At 41.1% G+C, this 15,604-nt stretch carries 15 protein-coding genes and 1 other annotated feature; of the genes, 10 read left to right on the top strand and 5 right to left on the bottom strand.

The annotated features are described in order from the left end of the window. The first annotated feature begins 9 nt into the window (after window positions 1-9). The gene (locus BQ5364_RS16755) at window positions 10-249 is read left to right on the top strand and encodes an oxidoreductase (RefSeq protein ID WP_004614348.1); all 240 of its coding nucleotides are present in this window, start codon (window positions 10-12) and stop codon (window positions 247-249) included. A gap of 475 nt (window positions 250-724) precedes the next feature. Then, the gene (locus BQ5364_RS16745; RefSeq protein WP_022249857.1) at window positions 725-1,120 is read left to right on the top strand and encodes a hypothetical protein; all 396 of its coding nucleotides are present in this window, start codon (window positions 725-727) and stop codon (window positions 1,118-1,120) included. Window positions 1,121-1,270: 150 nt separating this feature from the next. Here the strand turns inward: BQ5364_RS16745 and BQ5364_RS16740 are convergent, their stop codons facing one another. From BQ5364_RS16740 to murC, 4 genes are all read right to left on the bottom strand, one after another. Continuing rightward, window positions 1,271-2,455, bottom strand: a complete 1,185-nt coding sequence (locus BQ5364_RS16740; RefSeq protein WP_004614345.1) for a ribose-phosphate pyrophosphokinase — start codon at window positions 2,453-2,455, stop codon at window positions 1,271-1,273. Beyond that, a complete protein-coding gene (locus BQ5364_RS16735; protein WP_004614344.1) occupies window positions 2,455-3,450 on the bottom strand; it encodes an ATP-binding protein in 996 nt (331 codons plus the stop codon). The genes BQ5364_RS16740 and BQ5364_RS16735 overlap by 1 nt, the downstream gene beginning before the upstream one ends. Window positions 3,451-3,466: 16 nt before the next feature. Next, complete coding sequence (locus BQ5364_RS16730) at window positions 3,467-4,504, bottom strand: DnaD domain protein (RefSeq protein ID WP_004614343.1); 1,038 nt, start codon at window positions 4,502-4,504, stop codon at window positions 3,467-3,469. A 142-nt stretch (window positions 4,505-4,646) separates the two neighbouring features. After that, window positions 4,647-6,023 (bottom strand): UDP-N-acetylmuramate--L-alanine ligase, encoded by a 1,377-nt coding sequence (murC, locus tag BQ5364_RS16725; protein ID WP_004614342.1) that lies wholly within the window; start codon window positions 6,021-6,023, stop codon window positions 4,647-4,649. 205 nt (window positions 6,024-6,228) lie between these two features. On the opposite strand from murC, the gene BQ5364_RS16720 reads away from it, so the two are divergent. The 5 genes from BQ5364_RS16720 to proS all read left to right on the top strand — a co-directional run bounded on the left by BQ5364_RS16720 (window position 6,229) and on the right by proS (window position 11,528). Beyond that, on the top strand, window positions 6,229-7,503 hold the full coding sequence (locus tag BQ5364_RS16720; protein WP_004614341.1) for a glucose-1-phosphate adenylyltransferase: 1,275 nt from the start codon (window positions 6,229-6,231) through the stop codon (window positions 7,501-7,503). Continuing rightward, entirely contained in the window at window positions 7,500-8,618 is a 1,119-nt protein-coding gene (gene glgD, locus BQ5364_RS16715; RefSeq protein ID WP_004614340.1) for a glucose-1-phosphate adenylyltransferase subunit GlgD, read from the top strand. Before BQ5364_RS16720 ends, glgD begins: the two co-directional genes overlap by 4 nt. Before the next feature lie 51 nt (window positions 8,619-8,669). Then, window positions 8,670-8,951 carry a septation regulator SpoVG gene (gene spoVG / locus BQ5364_RS16710; RefSeq protein WP_022249858.1) on the top strand — a complete coding sequence of 94 codons (282 nt, stop codon included), beginning with the start codon at window positions 8,670-8,672 and terminating at the stop codon, window positions 8,949-8,951. Between the two features lie 87 nt (window positions 8,952-9,038). Continuing rightward, complete coding sequence (locus BQ5364_RS16705) at window positions 9,039-9,722, top strand: RluA family pseudouridine synthase (RefSeq protein WP_004614338.1); 684 nt, start codon at window positions 9,039-9,041, stop codon at window positions 9,720-9,722. Window positions 9,723-9,789: 67 nt separating this feature from the next. Next, window positions 9,790-9,999, top strand: a binding site (T-box leader). Between the two features lie 86 nt (window positions 10,000-10,085). Then, window positions 10,086-11,528 carry a proline--tRNA ligase gene (proS, locus tag BQ5364_RS16700; protein ID WP_004614337.1) on the top strand — a complete coding sequence of 481 codons (1,443 nt, stop codon included), beginning with the start codon at window positions 10,086-10,088 and terminating at the stop codon, window positions 11,526-11,528. Window positions 11,529-11,577: 49 nt separating this feature from the next. Here the strand turns inward: proS and BQ5364_RS16695 are convergent, their stop codons facing one another. Continuing rightward, window positions 11,578-12,441 (bottom strand): methionyl aminopeptidase, encoded by an 864-nt coding sequence (locus BQ5364_RS16695; protein ID WP_071144674.1) that lies wholly within the window; start codon window positions 12,439-12,441, stop codon window positions 11,578-11,580. A gap of 127 nt (window positions 12,442-12,568) precedes the next feature. Here BQ5364_RS16695 and BQ5364_RS16690 point away from each other — a divergent pair, with 127 nt between their 5' ends. The 3 genes from BQ5364_RS16690 to BQ5364_RS16680 are packed head-to-tail and all read left to right on the top strand — an operon-like array spanning window position 12,569 to window position 15,601. Continuing rightward, window positions 12,569-13,645: a 6-phosphofructokinase gene (locus BQ5364_RS16690; RefSeq protein ID WP_004614335.1), complete on the top strand. Its 1,077-nt coding sequence runs from the start codon at window positions 12,569-12,571 to the stop codon at window positions 13,643-13,645. Window positions 13,646-13,671: 26 nt separating this feature from the next. Continuing rightward, window positions 13,672-15,231, top strand: a complete 1,560-nt coding sequence (dnaX, locus tag BQ5364_RS16685; RefSeq protein WP_004614334.1) for a DNA polymerase III subunit gamma/tau — start codon at window positions 13,672-13,674, stop codon at window positions 15,229-15,231. 13 nt (window positions 15,232-15,244) lie between these two features. Beyond that, a complete protein-coding gene (locus tag BQ5364_RS16680; protein ID WP_004614333.1) occupies window positions 15,245-15,601 on the top strand; it encodes a YbaB/EbfC family nucleoid-associated protein in 357 nt (118 codons plus the stop codon). The last annotated feature ends 3 nt before the right edge of the window (window positions 15,602-15,604 follow it).

Raw genomic sequence — 15,604 nt, 5'->3', positions numbered from 1 at the left:
GTAAAGCACATGCTTAACACACTATTTTCTACTATGAAAATTGGAAACTGTACCATTCCGAACCGTTTGGTGGTGCCGGCGATGGTAACAAATTTCTGTACTGAGGATGGGATGGTGACGGACCGTTTTATCAAGTATATTGAAGAGAAGGCTAAAGGAGGTTGGGGGCTGATTATTACAGAAGATTATGCAATCAACGAACATGGCAAGGGATATCGTTTTATTCCGGGGTTATTTAATGACGCCTGATAGGATATCTTAAGGATGCTAATGTAAAAATACAGACGAAAGCAAAAGTAGAGAGTATTGACGAGGAAGGCGTAACCTATACGGATGCAAATGGAAATAAAATATCGGTTCCGGAAGTTACTGTTGTATCTGCATTTGGTTATCGGTCTTATAATCCTCTGGAAGATGCGGCAAAGAAAATTTGTGATAATGTTCAGGTTATCAGCGGAGCTGCAAAGGTTGGCAATGCACTTGTTGCTATTGCGGAAGGCTATACAGCTGCACTGAATTTGTAGAGAAAATCTTGTTGAAAAAGTCAACAGAGGATTTGAATTTTCAGGATAAATTTTATTACTGAGAGTAAGAAAACATGGTATTGCTGAGGAAGATGAAAAGTAAAATCAGTAATTTGCCCAACAAAATGCTGTATAGACTGTGCTAATAGCAACTACGATGTGGAGAGAGATGTGTGATGGAAGGGGGGGGGACTTCGTGTATGAGACAAAAGAAAAATAATATTTTGATTGTTTTGTTGTGCGGGTTCATAGTCTTGATAATTGTTTGGTGGAATAAGCAGATGAACCGCTATGAAAGACCAAAGGGTTTGACTTCATATGAAACGGTAGAACAATTTATCAAGGCAATGAATGCAGGAAATGATATAAATGGATTTTTAGAACAGGAAGTAAATGATAAGGGAAGTAGTGATGTTCAATTTGTTGACGTTACGATTGAACGTGTAAAAGAAGATGATGAAATGGCGGAATATCATGTGGTTATGACAGAAGTGCATAAAAAAACACATCAAGAAACATTAACGGATTGGAGAGTTATCTTGAAAAAAGATTTATTAAGCGGAGAGTGGATGATAACGAGTTATGGTGAAGGATAGGTGATACCGCTTCCGAGAGAATGGATGTAAAATTTAGGATTTTACTTATTGTGCTGATATTGGTGGAGCTGGGGCTTTCTATTATGAGAGTATGATTTTTGAAAAACACAAGAGGGTGTCGCGGACACCCTCTCAATATATCCTATTCTATTAGATCTTTTCGCCATTGCGGTATTTTTTCACTACATTCTGAATTCTTTCGTTCGGACTTAAGATACTGCTGATGGAACCGTCGTGGTTCAATGTATCGATAATCAGTGCGATGTATTTGCTCAAATCGCAGTTGATGTAGTAAGGTTTGCTCAATAATTCCGGTGTCTGATAAATCAAGTTTGTTGTCAGAATACCGTGGATAATACCCTGTTCATATGCTTCATCGAATTTCTTCATACCGTTTGTGAACAGACCAAATGTAGCTGCTGCAAAGATTCGGTTCGCTTTTCTTGCTTTCAACTGTTTTGCAACATCAAGAATACTATCTCCGGAAGAAATCATATCGTCGATGATGATCACATCTTTTCCTTCCACAGAAGAACCTAAAAATTCGTGAGCGACAATTGGGTTGCGTCCATCTACAATTCTTGTGTAATCGCGGCGTTTGTAGAACATACCCATATCAAGTCCAAGCACGTTGGCAAGATAGATAGCACGTCCTGTAGCACCTTCATCCGGGCTGATTGCCATCATGTGTTCGCTGTCAATTTTTAAATCAGGAACATTCTGAAGAAGCCCTTTAATAAATTGGTATGTCGGGCGAACTGTCTCGAATCCGCTGAGTGGAATCGCATTCTGCACACGTGGGTCGTGAGCATCAAAAGTGATGATGTTGTCAACGCCCATACGAACTAACTCCTGAAGTGCAAGCGCACAGTCAAGAGATTCTCTCGAGCTTCTTTTGTGCTGTCTGCTCTCGTAAAGGAAAGGCATAATTACGTTAATTCTACGAGCTTTTCCACCGATAGCAGCGATGACTCTTTTCAGATTCTGGAAATGGTCATCTGGTGACATGTGGTTTGTGTGTCCCGACAATGAGTATGTTAAACTATAGTTACATACATCTACCATCAAGTAAATATCTTTTCCTCTTACCGATTCATTGATAATACCTTTTGCTTCTCCGGAACCAAAACGAGGAACCTTAGCATCGATGATGTAAGTCTCTTTTTGGTAATCGTGGAAAACGACATCATCTTTTGTTTTGGCAACAGCCTCTTTTCTCCATTTTACAAGATAATCGTTTACTTTGCCTCCCAATTCCTGACAACCGTCAATTGGAATCATACCGAGTGATCCTACTGGTATATTTTCTAAAGTGCGTTCTGTGCGGTGTAACATTAATTTGCCTCCCTGTTCATTAGTTTCTTTTTGATGCGAATGTCATCGCCGGTTAATTTTAACATGGTGTAATTACTGGTAATTCGGGAAAATGTTCTCTCTGAATAAATCTCTACAAGTGATTCCAAGGAAAGATTCGTAGAGATGATTGTTGATTTTCTGCGCAGCAATCGCTCGTTCAGACAGAGGAACAATTGTGAAACGGTAAACGCATTGGAAAGTTCCGTTCCCAAATCGTCAATAATTAACAGATCACAGTTGAAAATATGTTCATACATGATCTCAGCTGTGTTATCTTTTTCGAATTTACTCTTGGCAATGGTGTCAAAGAGCTCAAATGCAGTAAAGTAAATTACCGAATAAGCATGATCAATTAATTCTTTTGCGATACAGTTGGATAAAAAAGTTTTTCCGACGCCGGTATCACCATAAAGAAATAAATTGCGAAAATTGTCCGCGAATGTATCTGCAAATTCGCGGCAAGTAAGATAGGCATTCTTCATATTTGTGAGAGAAGAGCGCCCGGTTTTTGGGTCAATATGATTATCTGAGTAGTAAGAAAGAGAAAATGTATCAAAATTTTCTTTTTCCAAAATATGCTGTAAATTGGATTGTGTATAAAGCAGATCGATGACTGCTTTGTGGAAACAGTGACATTTTCGATTGCCGATGTATCCGGTATCTTTGCAGTCTTCGCATTCGTAGACCGGCTCCAAATAATCTGCCGGGAAACCGGCAGATAAAAGCAGCGTTTTTTTCTGCTCAGATAACTTCCGAATCTCTTCTTTTAAAGCGGGAAGTGCACTCTCATCTCCGTCTAGAAGCTTCCGCGCGTGATTCACACTTAAAAGAGAGATAGAATCGTTGATTTCTTTTAACTCCGGTAGTCGATTATACACTGTTTTATAGCGTTTGTCTAATACATTTCGATTATGCAGCTGTTTTTGCTCATAGGCACGAATAATGGTATCGTATTGAGAATTATTTAAAGCCACGATGAATCTCCTTTAATTATGGTGTGTTTAACAGTTGCTGTTCCAACGAGCTAATGTCGTAAGAACGTCCTTCAAAATTGTTAAAACGGTTCGGGGCAGGCGCGGCAGCTCTTGTTGCAGCGGCGCGTCGTTTCATCTCTTTTTCCTGCTGATAGACAAGATCGATCTTGGTGATATCAGATAAATGATGTACCCCTTTTGCAATCCAGTTCTTTAAAATGGAGTCGGTATATTTGAAATCAGGCTGATGTGTGTTCGCAATCGTACGGTTACAAGCTTCTATAATAATATCTAAAGTGAGACCGTATTCTTCCGCCCATTTTTTTATGTAGCTTAATTCTACTGCAGCCGGACTTCTTCCTTTTATTCCGAATGCATTCAGAACGGCAAAACAATTCTTGTTGTAAGCAGCAGAACTTGCTTTTGCCTCTGTTACGCTTTTGATGTTCTCATCAGACCATGCAAGCGCGACAGACTCGATATAATGCATACTTTTGTGCCCGTTTTCCACACAATATTCAATCAGATACTCAATCAAATCTGTTGAAAAATGTAATGTATCAAAGAAATAGTTAATTTTCTGAATCTCCTTGCTGGACAATGGTTTGCCCATGTACTGCTCAGCGACAAAGTAAAGCTGTCTGAGCTGTTCCTGATTCTCATCAGCAACACTTCTGAGAGGTGGCTCTGCTTTTGGTGCGGCGACCGGCTTTGCTGTCTCCTCTTTTCTGATAGCTGGCGCAGCATCGGAAGGTCCAGAAGTCTTTCCGATAGCAAGTCCACAGATTGTTCCGGCATCATCGTAATCGATGACAAGAAGTCCCATCTTGGACCAGTAGTTAAATGCGCGGATAATGTCTTTTTCTGTGCATTCCAGACAGTCTGCAAGTTTTGAAATAGTCAGTGAGCTGTCCGGTGTATTCAGGTGGCGCAGTAAAAGCAGGTATACTTTTACATATTCGCCATTTGCCTTTGTCATATAATAATCTATAAAGTCGTTTTCCACAATTGTACTGTTACCTTGAAAACGATTTCGAAGTGTCAGTGTTCTCATTCCTCTTTCGCCGTATCCTTTCCGTTCTCTTCTCTTTCAGTAATGGCTATTATAGCACCATATAAGCATAGGAAAAAGCACTTTTCCGTGGATATCTCGGTTTTTTTGTGGATAAAAAAATTGTGGAAACTGTGGATAACTCTTATTTTAGAAGCGCTTCTCCAATGTTTACAACGTCTCCGGCACCCATAGTTATCAACAAATCACCGTGGATACATTTTTCAGAGACAAAATTTTCAATCTCTTCAAAGCTTGGAAAATAGTATGCGTCTGTGCCAAGTTCTTTGATTTTTTCAGTAAGTGCAGCGGAAGACATTCCTAAAGTGTCTGTCTCGCGGGCGGCATAGATGTCGGCTAGGACAACATGGTCGGCGAGAGAAAGTGCCTCTGCAAACTCGTCAAAAAATGCTTTTGTTCTTGTGTAAGTGTGCGGTTGGAAAATACACCAGATATCTTTATGAGGATAATTCTGCGCAGATGTTAGTGTCGCGCGGATCTCCGTTGGATGATGCGCATAATCATCGATGATCGTAACACCATCTCGCTCCCCTTTATATTGGAAACGGCGGTCCGTTCCGGTGAACGACAGAATCCCTTTTTTAATGATATCAAGTGGAATCTCAAGCTGCTCACAGACAGCAATGACGGCAAGTGCATTGGATACATTGTGGTTACCGGCAACGGCAAGTGTGATGCGATCCACATATTCACCATGTCTTAACAGATCAAAGGAAGCATTTCCAATCTCATCGAATCGAATTTCAGAAGCAGAATAGTCTGCCGGCTGTCTTTCAGAATATGTGATGATCTTGCAGTCTAGTCCGTCAGTGATTGAATTGATTCCCTCAATATTTTGGTTGATGACCAAAGCGCCATCTGCAGGGAGCAGCGCGGCAAATTGATGGAAGGAGTTGCGGATATCATCAATATCTTTGAAGAAATCCATATGGTCTTCTTCTACGTTCAGGATAATTCCAATCTTTGGAAAGAAATGCAAAAAGCTATTAGTGTATTCGCAGGCTTCTGTGACAAATACATCAGAGCTTCCCACACGGATATTGCCGCCGATTGCCTTTAAAATACCGCCGACAGAGATTGTCGGGTCTTTTTCACCTGCCAGCAATACGTGAGAGAGCATAGAGGTTGTCGTTGTCTTTCCGTGAGTACCGGAAACAGCAATCGGAGTCTTGTAATTGGTCATCAGCTGACCAAGCAACTCAGCACGTGATAACATTGGAAGATTTTGTCTTTTTGCCTCTGCAAATTCTTCATTATCCTCGTGAATTGCCGCTGTATAGACAACAACATCGATTCCATCTATGATGTTAGATGCTTTTTGCGGATAAAAAACAGAAGCACCCATAGAGGCTAAATGTTCTGTGAGCGCAGAAGCTTTCGAGTCAGAACCTGAAATTGTAAAATTTTCTTTTAGAAGAATCTCAGCAAGCCCGCTCATACTGATGCCTCCAATCCCGATAAAATGAACGTGAAGAGGCTTGTTAAAATTTATTTTATACATATATTACCATCCCATTCTTATGTTTTTGTCATATAATAAGTCTATCCTCTATATTATATACATATATGCCAAAAAAGCCAAGGTCTTTATTTTGTTGGTTTTAGATAAAAACATGTAAAAAGATGTTGTTTTTTTGTAAAATATGTTCACTATGTGAAAAAATTGTGTTATAATAAACACATTAATACTGAGAAGGGGTGATGACATGAAGAAAAAAGAAATGATAGCAATGTTATTAGCAGGAGGACAAGGCAGCAGACTCGGTGTCTTAACTGCGAAAGTTGCAAAGCCGGCAGTAGCATTTGGAGGAAAATACAGAATTATTGATTTTCCGCTTAGTAACTGCATCAATTCAGGAATTGATACGGTCGGGGTGTTGACACAATATCAGCCACTGCGCCTGAATGCACATATCGGAATTGGGATTCCGTGGGATTTGGATCGCAATATCGGAGGAGTAACGGTACTTCCGCCATACGAAAAGAGCGCAAACAGTGAGTGGTATACAGGAACTGCCAATGCGATTTATCAGAATCTGGAATATATGGAAAGTTACAATCCGGACTATGTGCTGATTTTATCCGGAGACCATATTTATAAGATGGATTATGAGGTTATGCTGGATTTTCACAAAGAGAACAATGCAGATGTTACTATTGCTGCGATGCCGGTTCCGATTGAAGAAGCGAGCAGATTTGGTATCGTAATTACGGACGATAACAACCAGGTTACAGAATTTGAGGAAAAACCGGCACATCCAAGAAGCAATCTTGCGTCTATGGGGATTTATATTTTCAGCTGGCCGGTGCTAAAAGAAGCGTTGCTAAAAAAGAAGGACGAGCCTGGCTGTGACTTTGGAAAACACGTGATTCCATATTGTCATGAAAATGGACAACGACTCTTTGCATATGAATACAACGGATATTGGAAAGATGTTGGAACACTGGGGTCTTATTGGGAGGCCAATATGGAATTGATTGACATTATTCCTGATTTTAATTTGTATGAAGAATTTTGGAAGATTTACACGAATACAGGAAGTATTCCTCCGCAGTACATATCAGAGAATTCTGTGATTGACAAGAGTATTATTTGTAACGGTGCGGAGATTTATGGAGAGGTTCATAATTCTGTCATCGGCTCCAATGTGGTGATTGGACAAGGTGCGGTTGTCCGAGATTCCATTATTATGCAAGATGTAGTCATCGGAGAGAACTGCGTGATTGATAAGTCGATCATTGCAGAACACGTGAATGTTGGAGATAATGTCACTTTGGGCATCGGAAGTGATATTCCGAATAAATTAAAACCAAATATTTATTCGTTTGGTCTTGTTACAATTGGGGAAAATTCAGTGATCCCTGCAAATGTGCAGATAGGAAAGAATACTGCAATCAGCGGCGTGACAGCAAAAGAAGATTATGTCGATGGAGTACTTGAAAGTGGAGAAACGTTGATAAAGGTAGGTGAACAGGCATGAGAGCAGTGGGGATTATTTTAGCAGGCGGTAACAGCAATAAGATGCGTGAATTGACGAAAAAACGTGCGGCGGCAGCCATGCCGGTGGCGGGAAGTTACAGAGCGATTGATTTTGTACTCAGTAATATGTCGAACTCGCATATTCAGAAAGTAGCGGTGTTGACACAGTACAATGCAAGATCTTTGAATGAACACCTGAATTCTTCAAAATGGTGGGATTTCGGGAGAAAGCAGGGTGGATTGTATGTATTTCCGCCTACGATTACAGCGGATAATGGCAATTGGTACAGAGGAACCGCAGATGCAATTTATCAAAATCTTGATTTCTTGAAAAAATGCCATGAACCATATGTGATCATCACCTCCGGTGATGCGATCTATAAGATGGATTATAATAAGGTGTTAGAATATCATATTGCCAAGAAGGCGGATATTACAGTGGTTTGCAAAGATCTGAATGATGGCGAGGATGCGAGAAGGTTTGGAACTTTGAAGCTGAATGAGAATATGCGCGTGGAAGAGTTTGAAGAGAAACCGATGATGGCAAAGTCAAGAACTGTCTCAACCGGTATTTATATCATCCGGAGACGCCAGCTGATTGATCTGATCGAACAGTGTGCGGAAGACGACAGATATGATTTTGTATCGGATATTTTGATCCGTTATAAGAATTTAAAGAAAATTTATGCATATAAGATTAAAGACTATTGGAGTAATATCTCCACGGTTGATGCATATTATCAGACGAATATGGACTTTTTGAAAGCAGATGTAAGAAAACATTTCTTCAAAACATATCCGGCGATTTATTCAAAAGTTGGTGATTTGCCTCCGGCAAAATACAATCCGGGTGCAGTTGTAAAGAACAGTTTGGTTGCCAGCGGAAGTATAATCAATGGAACAGTGGAAAATTCAGTTCTGTTTAAGAAAGTATATGTGGGTAATAACTGTGTGATAAAAAATTCAATTATTTTGAATGATGTATATCTTGGAGATAATACCTACATTGAGAATTGTATTGTAGAGAGCCGTGATACAATCAGAGCCAATACGCGTCATATTGGAGAAAACGGGGTAAAAGTTGTAGTAGAAAAAAATGAGAGATATGCATTGTAGTCTGAATTCAGAAAAAGAAAGACAATGCAAGATGGGAAAGGGGCTAGACATATGCAGATTACAGATGTACGTGTGAGAAGAGTAGCAAAAGAAGGAAAATTAAAGGCAGTAGTTTCCATTACGATGGATGAAGAATTCGTAGTGCATGATATTAAGGTGATTGAAGGAGAAAAAGGGCTCTTTATCGCAATGCCGAGCAAAAAAGCTTTGGATGGAGAATATAGAGATATTGCGCATCCGATCAATTCTGATACAAGAGAGCGAATTCAAAGTACCATATTGGAAAAATATGAGGAAGCATTAAAAGAAGAACCTGTGGAAGCATTCGTGTAGATTTACGACGAAAACAGGATATTTTCTAAAATATGGAGACGAGGGTTTATACAGAACCCTCGTCTTTAGTCGTGAAAAGGAGAATGAATGAATTTAAAGATACTATTTGAAGATACACATGTGATTGTCTGCTATAAACCGGCAGGGGTGCCGACGCAGACAAGCAAAATTGGATCTCAGGATATGGTGAGTATTCTGAAAAATTATTTGTACAAAAACCAAAAAGAAAAGAAAGAACCCTATGTGGCGGTGATTCATCGGCTGGATCAACCGGTAGAGGGTATACTTGTATTTGGAAAGACACCATTTGCAGCCAAAGAACTAAGCGCGCAGATGCAGGGGGCAGGATTTGGAAAGTATTACCAAGCGGTTGTGTGTGGAAAGTTTGAAGAAAAAAGTGGGAAACTGGAACACTATATGGTGAAAGATGGACGAGTGAATCTTTCGAAAGTGTGTGATCCGTCAATAAAGGATGCAAAAAGAGCAGTGCTTTTTTATGAGGTCGAGGAAGAAGGTCTGGAAGATGGAGAAGAAAGAAGTCTTGTAAATATCAAATTGGAAACGGGGCGGCATCACCAGATACGGGTGCAGATGGCAGCAGCAGGATGCCCGATTTGGGGAGATGCAAAATATAATGAAAAGCAGTCAAATGGAAGGCGTAAGATTGCTCTTTGCGCAAGTCATTTGGAATTTTTGCATCCGAAAACGAAGGAAAAGATGATATTTGAAATCGAACCGGAAGGAGAAGGCTTTCGAAAAATATTTTTCTGAAAAATCAGTATTTTACGGGGTTGACAAACAACAAGATTTCTCATAGAATTAGTGGTAATTACTGAGAATATTGGCTGTGAAGAGGAATAGTATATACAGGACGAGCCACAGAGAGAGAATTGATTGGTGAAAGATTCTTGCAAGAAGTGTATGGAACCTACCTTGGAGCCACTGTGTGAAAATGCAGCGTGACATCAGCGTTAATGATGACTAAAGAGAATTGTAGAGGAATCTATGATTAATTAGGGTGGTACCGCCGAGTCTTTCGGTCCCTTTTGGAGGGATGAAAGGACTCGGCTCTTTTTATTTCCTCAAAAAATAAGATGGGGCAAGGGGCCCTGCGAATAAAAAGGAGAGAAAAACATGGCAAACGAAAAAAAACTTGTAAAAGCGATTACAGCGAGAGATGAAGATTTCGCACAATGGTACACAGATGTTGTACGTGAAGCAGAACTTTGTGACTATTCATCAGTAAAAGGATGTTTGAACTACTTACCAAATGGTTATGCCATCTGGGAGAACATTCAGAGAGATCTGGATGCAAGATTTAAAGAGACGGGTGTAGAGAACGTATCTTTACCAATGCTGATTCCGGAAAGTCTGCTTGAAAAAGAAGGAGATCATATCGAAGGATTTGCACCAGAAGTAGCATGGGTAACACATGGAGGAATGGAAAGACTTCAGGAAAGACTTTGCATCAGACCTACATCAGAGACATTGTTCTGTGACTTGTGGAGCAAGATGGTTCGTTCACATAGAGATTTACCAAAAGTATGGAATCAATGGAACTCAGTGCTTCGTTGGGAAAAGACAACAAGACCTTTCTTGCGTTCAAGAGAATTCTTGTGGCAGGAAGGACATACAATTCATGCGACATACGAAGAGGCTGAACAGAGAACACTTACTATGTTGAAGGTATATCAGGACTTTATCCGTGATTCGCTTGCGATTCCGTTTGTATCAGGAAGAAAAGCAGAGAATGAAAAATTTGCGGGAGCTCAGGATACTTACACAGTAGAAGCGCTTATGCATGACGGAAAAGCGTTGCAGTCAGCAACGAGCCATTTCTTTGGAAACGGTTTCCCAGATGCGTTTAACATCAAATATATAGATAAAAATAACCAGCCTCACAGTGTATATGAGACATCATGGGGACTTTCTACAAGAATTATCGGTGCAATCATTATGGTTCACGGAGATGACGACGGACTTGTATTGCCACCAAGAATTGCGCCGGTTCAGACAAGAGTAATTCCAATTGCTCAGCATAAAGAAGGCGTTCTTGAAAAAGCAGATGAATTGTTGGCAGCATTGAAAGCAGCGGGATACAGAGCGAAAATCGACGATTCAGAGAAGAGTCCAGGATGGAAATTCAGCGAGCAGGAGATTCTTGGTATTCCAACACGTATTGAGATTGGACCAAAAGATATCGAGAAGAATCAGGTTGTTGTTGTACGTCGTGATACACGTGAAAAGATTGTTGTTTCTATCGATGAGATTACAACAAAACTTGGTGAGATTTTAGAGACAATTCAGAAAGATATGTATGAGAAAGCAAAAGCATTCTTGAATTCACATATTGATACAGCAGTTACAATGGATGAGATGGTTGAAAAATTCAAAGCAAACCGTGGATTTGTAAAAGCTTGCTGGTGTGGAGATGAAGAATGTGAAGGCGAGATCAAATACGCTACAGGCGGAGCTTCCACACGTTGTCTGATCGAAGATGAAGAGATGATTTCAGACACATGTATTTTCTGTGGAAAACCTGCGAAACACATGGCATACTGGGGAAAATCATACTAAAAATAATTTGGGCAGAGATTTTATTAAAAATCTCTGCCCTTTTTGTTATCTATTTAGTTAATACTTCGATACCTGTCTCGGTGACAAGCACCATGTATTCAATCTGTGCGGACAATCCATCATCTTCGGTGTAGACCGTCCAGCTGTTGTCTTCGTCTACAAAGAAATCGGGACTTCCTTCGTTGATCATCGGTTCGATGGTGAACATCATTCCCGGAACAAGAACCATCTCGGTTCCTTTTTCAGTGACATAGCTCACAAAAGGTTCTTCGTGAAATTCAAGACCGATTCCGTGACCGCCGATGTCTTCAACCACAGAGTAACCGTTTGCCTGAGCGTGTGAGTTGATTGCATCGGCAATATCCCCGAGATGCCCCCAAGGTTTTGCTGCTGCAAGACCAAGTTCTACACATTCTTCGGTTACTTTTAGAATCTTTTTCGCCCGGTCGGACAATTCGCCGATGGCAAACATTCGGGATGCATCTGAATAATATCCATTGAGAATGGTAGAGACGTCCACGTTGATGATGTCACCTTCCTCTAAAATAATATTTTCGTCTGGAATTCCGTGGCAAACTTCGTTGTTGATGGAAGTGCATACACTTTTTGGAAAACCGTCATATCCAAGTGGCGCAGGAATACCGCCGTGTTCTGTTGTGTAGTCATAGACCAGTTTGTCTATCTCGGCGGTGCTCATCCCTGCGTGAATATGTTTTGCAACGTGATCAAGAACTGCTGTGTTGAGCGCTGCACTTTTTTTGATCTCTTCAATCTGTGCAGGTGTCTTGAGCATACTTCTGTCAGGGACAATGTGTCCTTCGGAAGCTAAAAGTAATATTTTGTCATCAATTTGCATGTGGCATTTTTTATATTTTTTCCCGCTGCCACACCAGCAGAGTTCATTTCGTTCCATAATAAAAATCTCCTTTGAATTGCATCATACTATATAGTATAACGCATTTTTCTGTTGTTAGCACCTATAAAATGGGGTATACTGTTACTGAAATAAATGACTATGTAATGTGAAAGGATGTGTATATATGTTGAGAATTGGAATACTGACAAGCGGCGGAGACTGCCAGGCGTTAAATGCAGCGATGCGCGGCGTGGTAAAAGGGATCACATCGAAGAGAAATGATGTGGAAATCTATGGATTCAAAGACGGGTATAAAGGTCTGATCTATGCCAACTTTGAGATGTTGACAGCAAAAGATTTTTCAGGGATACTCACGGTTGGAGGGACGATTCTCGGAACATCCAGACAGCCGTTCAAATTGATGCGGGTGCCGGACGCCAATGGACTTGACAAGGTGAAGGCGATGAAGCATACATATCATAAATTGAATCTGAACTGCCTTGTGGTGCTTGGTGGAAACGGGACACATAAGACAGCGAATCTGCTTCGAGAGGAAGGTTTGAATGTGATTACACTTCCAAAGACAATTGACAATGATTTATGGGGAACAGATATGACATTTGGTTTCCAAAGTGCAGTGGATATTGCGACGAATACAATCGACTGTATCCATACAACCGCGACATCTCACAGCCGTGTATTTATCGTGGAAGTGATGGGACACAAAGTTGGATGGGTGACATTGCATGCGGGAATTGCAGGAGGCGCTGATATTATCTTGCTTCCGGAGATTCCGTATGATCTGAATGTGATTTCGGAGGCGATTGAAAAACGCACAAAAGCAGGAAAACACTTTACGATTATTGCAGTTGCGGAAGGAGCGATGTCAAAAGAAGAAGCTGCGATGCCGAAGAAAGCTTATAAAGCAAAATTAAAAGAACGCAAATATCCTTCTATTGCATATGAATTGGCAGAAGAGATTCAGAAAAAGACAGATCAGGAAGTACGTATTACGGTGCCGGGGCACACACAAAGAGGAGGTTCTCCTTGCCCGTACGATAGAGTGCTTGCGACAAGGCTCGGAGCTGCTGCGGCAGAATTGATCTTGAAAGAAGAATATGGTTACATGGTCGGGATGAAAAAAGGAGAGACTGTAAAAGTGCCGCTGTCTGAAGTGGCAGGAAAGTTAAAGATGGTGGATCCGGATTCTAAGATCATCAAAGAGGCAAAGCTGACAGGAATCAGTTTTGGAGATAAATAGACGAAGAGAAAGAAAGGAAGTTGGAGATGTCGTATACTGCTTTGTATAGAAAATTTCGCCCGGGAGAATTTGAGGATGTAAAAGGGCAGGATCATATCAGCAAGACATTGCAGAATCAGATAAAAGCAGACCGAATCGGACATGCGTATCTCTTTTGTGGAACGAGGGGAACCGGTAAGACATCGGTTGCGAAGATATTTGCAAAGGCGGTAAACTGTGAACATCCGGTAAATGGAAGTCCCTGCGGTGTGTGCGACAGCTGTAAAGCAATCAGTTCGGGGACTTCTATGAATGTGATCGAGATAGATGCTGCTTCGAACAATGGTGTTGACAATATCCGTGAGATTCGGGAAGAGGTGGCGTATCGTCCTACGGAAGGAAAATATAAAGTGTATATCATCGACGAGGTGCATATGCTTTCTATTGGGGCGTTTAATGCACTTTTAAAGACGCTGGAAGAGCCGCCGGAATATGTTATTTTTATTTTGGCGACAACAGAGGCTCACAAGATACCGATTACAATTCTATCCAGATGTCAGAGATATGATTTTAAAAGAATTACAATTGATACGATTGCGGCGCGTCTGGCAGATCTTATGCAGAAGGAGAATATAGAAGTTGAGGAGAAAGCAATTCGATATGTTGCAAAGGCGGCGGATGGCTCGATGAGAGATGCGTTAAGCATTTTGGACCAGTGTATCGCGTTCTATCTTGGGCAGAAGCTGACATATGATAATGTGTTGGAGGTGCTCGGGGCGGTTGACACGGAAGTGTTCAGCAGGCTGCTTCGTGAACTTCTGGAAAGAAATGTTGCGAAAGTGATGAAAAGTCTGGATGAACTTGTTATGCAAGGGCGTGAGCTTTCGCAGCTTGCAGCTGATTTCACATGGTATTTAAGGAACTTGCTTCTTGCGAAAAGTTCTGATAATATGGAGGATGTGTTAGATGTATCGACAGAGAATCTGGCGCAGCTGAAAGAAGAAGCACAGATGATAGAAAATGATACACTGATACGCTATATCAGGATTTTTTCAGAATTGTCCAATCAATTAAAATATGCAACACAGAAGCGGGTTATGATGGAAGTGGCATTTATCAAGCTGTGCAGACCGGAGATGGAAGTGGAGCAGGATACACTGTTAGAACGTATTCGTGCTTTGGAAGAGCAGATACAGAAAGGGATTGCGGTAAGACCTCAGGCAGCTGCCTATGCGGAACAAACTGTGGAAGAGGCGCCTGGACCAAAGGTGGAACTTACAAAAGCGCTTCATGAAGATGTCAAGGCGGTTGCAAAAGATTTTCGTCCGATTGTAAATCAGCTATCGGGCATGCTACGCAATTGTCTGAAGATGGCAAGGCTGAGTGTAGGCAATCAGGATCAGCTTCTCATTGTGCTTCCGGATGAAGTGAGCGCAGGTGTAGTTGGGACGCCGGAACATAGAGAAGAGATAGAACATCTTATTGAACAAAGAATCGGCAAGACTGTCGCGATCGAAGTTCGGTGTGTGGAAGAAGGACGACGATTTGAGGACAGTTTTGTAGATATAGAAAAAGTGGTACACATGGATATCACGGTAGAAGATTAGGAGGATTATAATTATGGCAAAACGTGGAGGATTTCCAGGTGGAGGAATGCCGGGAAATATGGCAAATTTAATGAAACAGGCTCAGAAGATGCAAAGACAGATGGAAGAGCAGGCAAAAGAGCTTGAGAGTAAAGAATTTACTGCAACAGCAGGAGGCGGTGCAGTGGAAGTGACGGTATCCGGAACGAGAGAAGTGACAAAAGTGAAACTTCAGGAAGAAGTTGTGGATCCGGATGATATCGAGATGCTTGAAGACTTGATTGTGGCAGCTACCAATGAAGCGCTTCGTAAAGTTGAAGCGGAGTCAGCTTCTGCGATGTCAAAACTGACAGGCGGATTAGGCGGCGGAATTCCGGGGATGCCATTTTAAGGA

Source organism: Coprococcus phoceensis (assembly GCF_900104635.1).
GTDB classification, from domain to species: domain Bacteria; phylum Bacillota; class Clostridia; order Lachnospirales; family Lachnospiraceae; genus Faecalimonas; species Faecalimonas phoceensis.
Note: the sequence above shows the minus strand (reverse complement) of the source record. Positions and strands in the feature narration are given on the sequence as shown.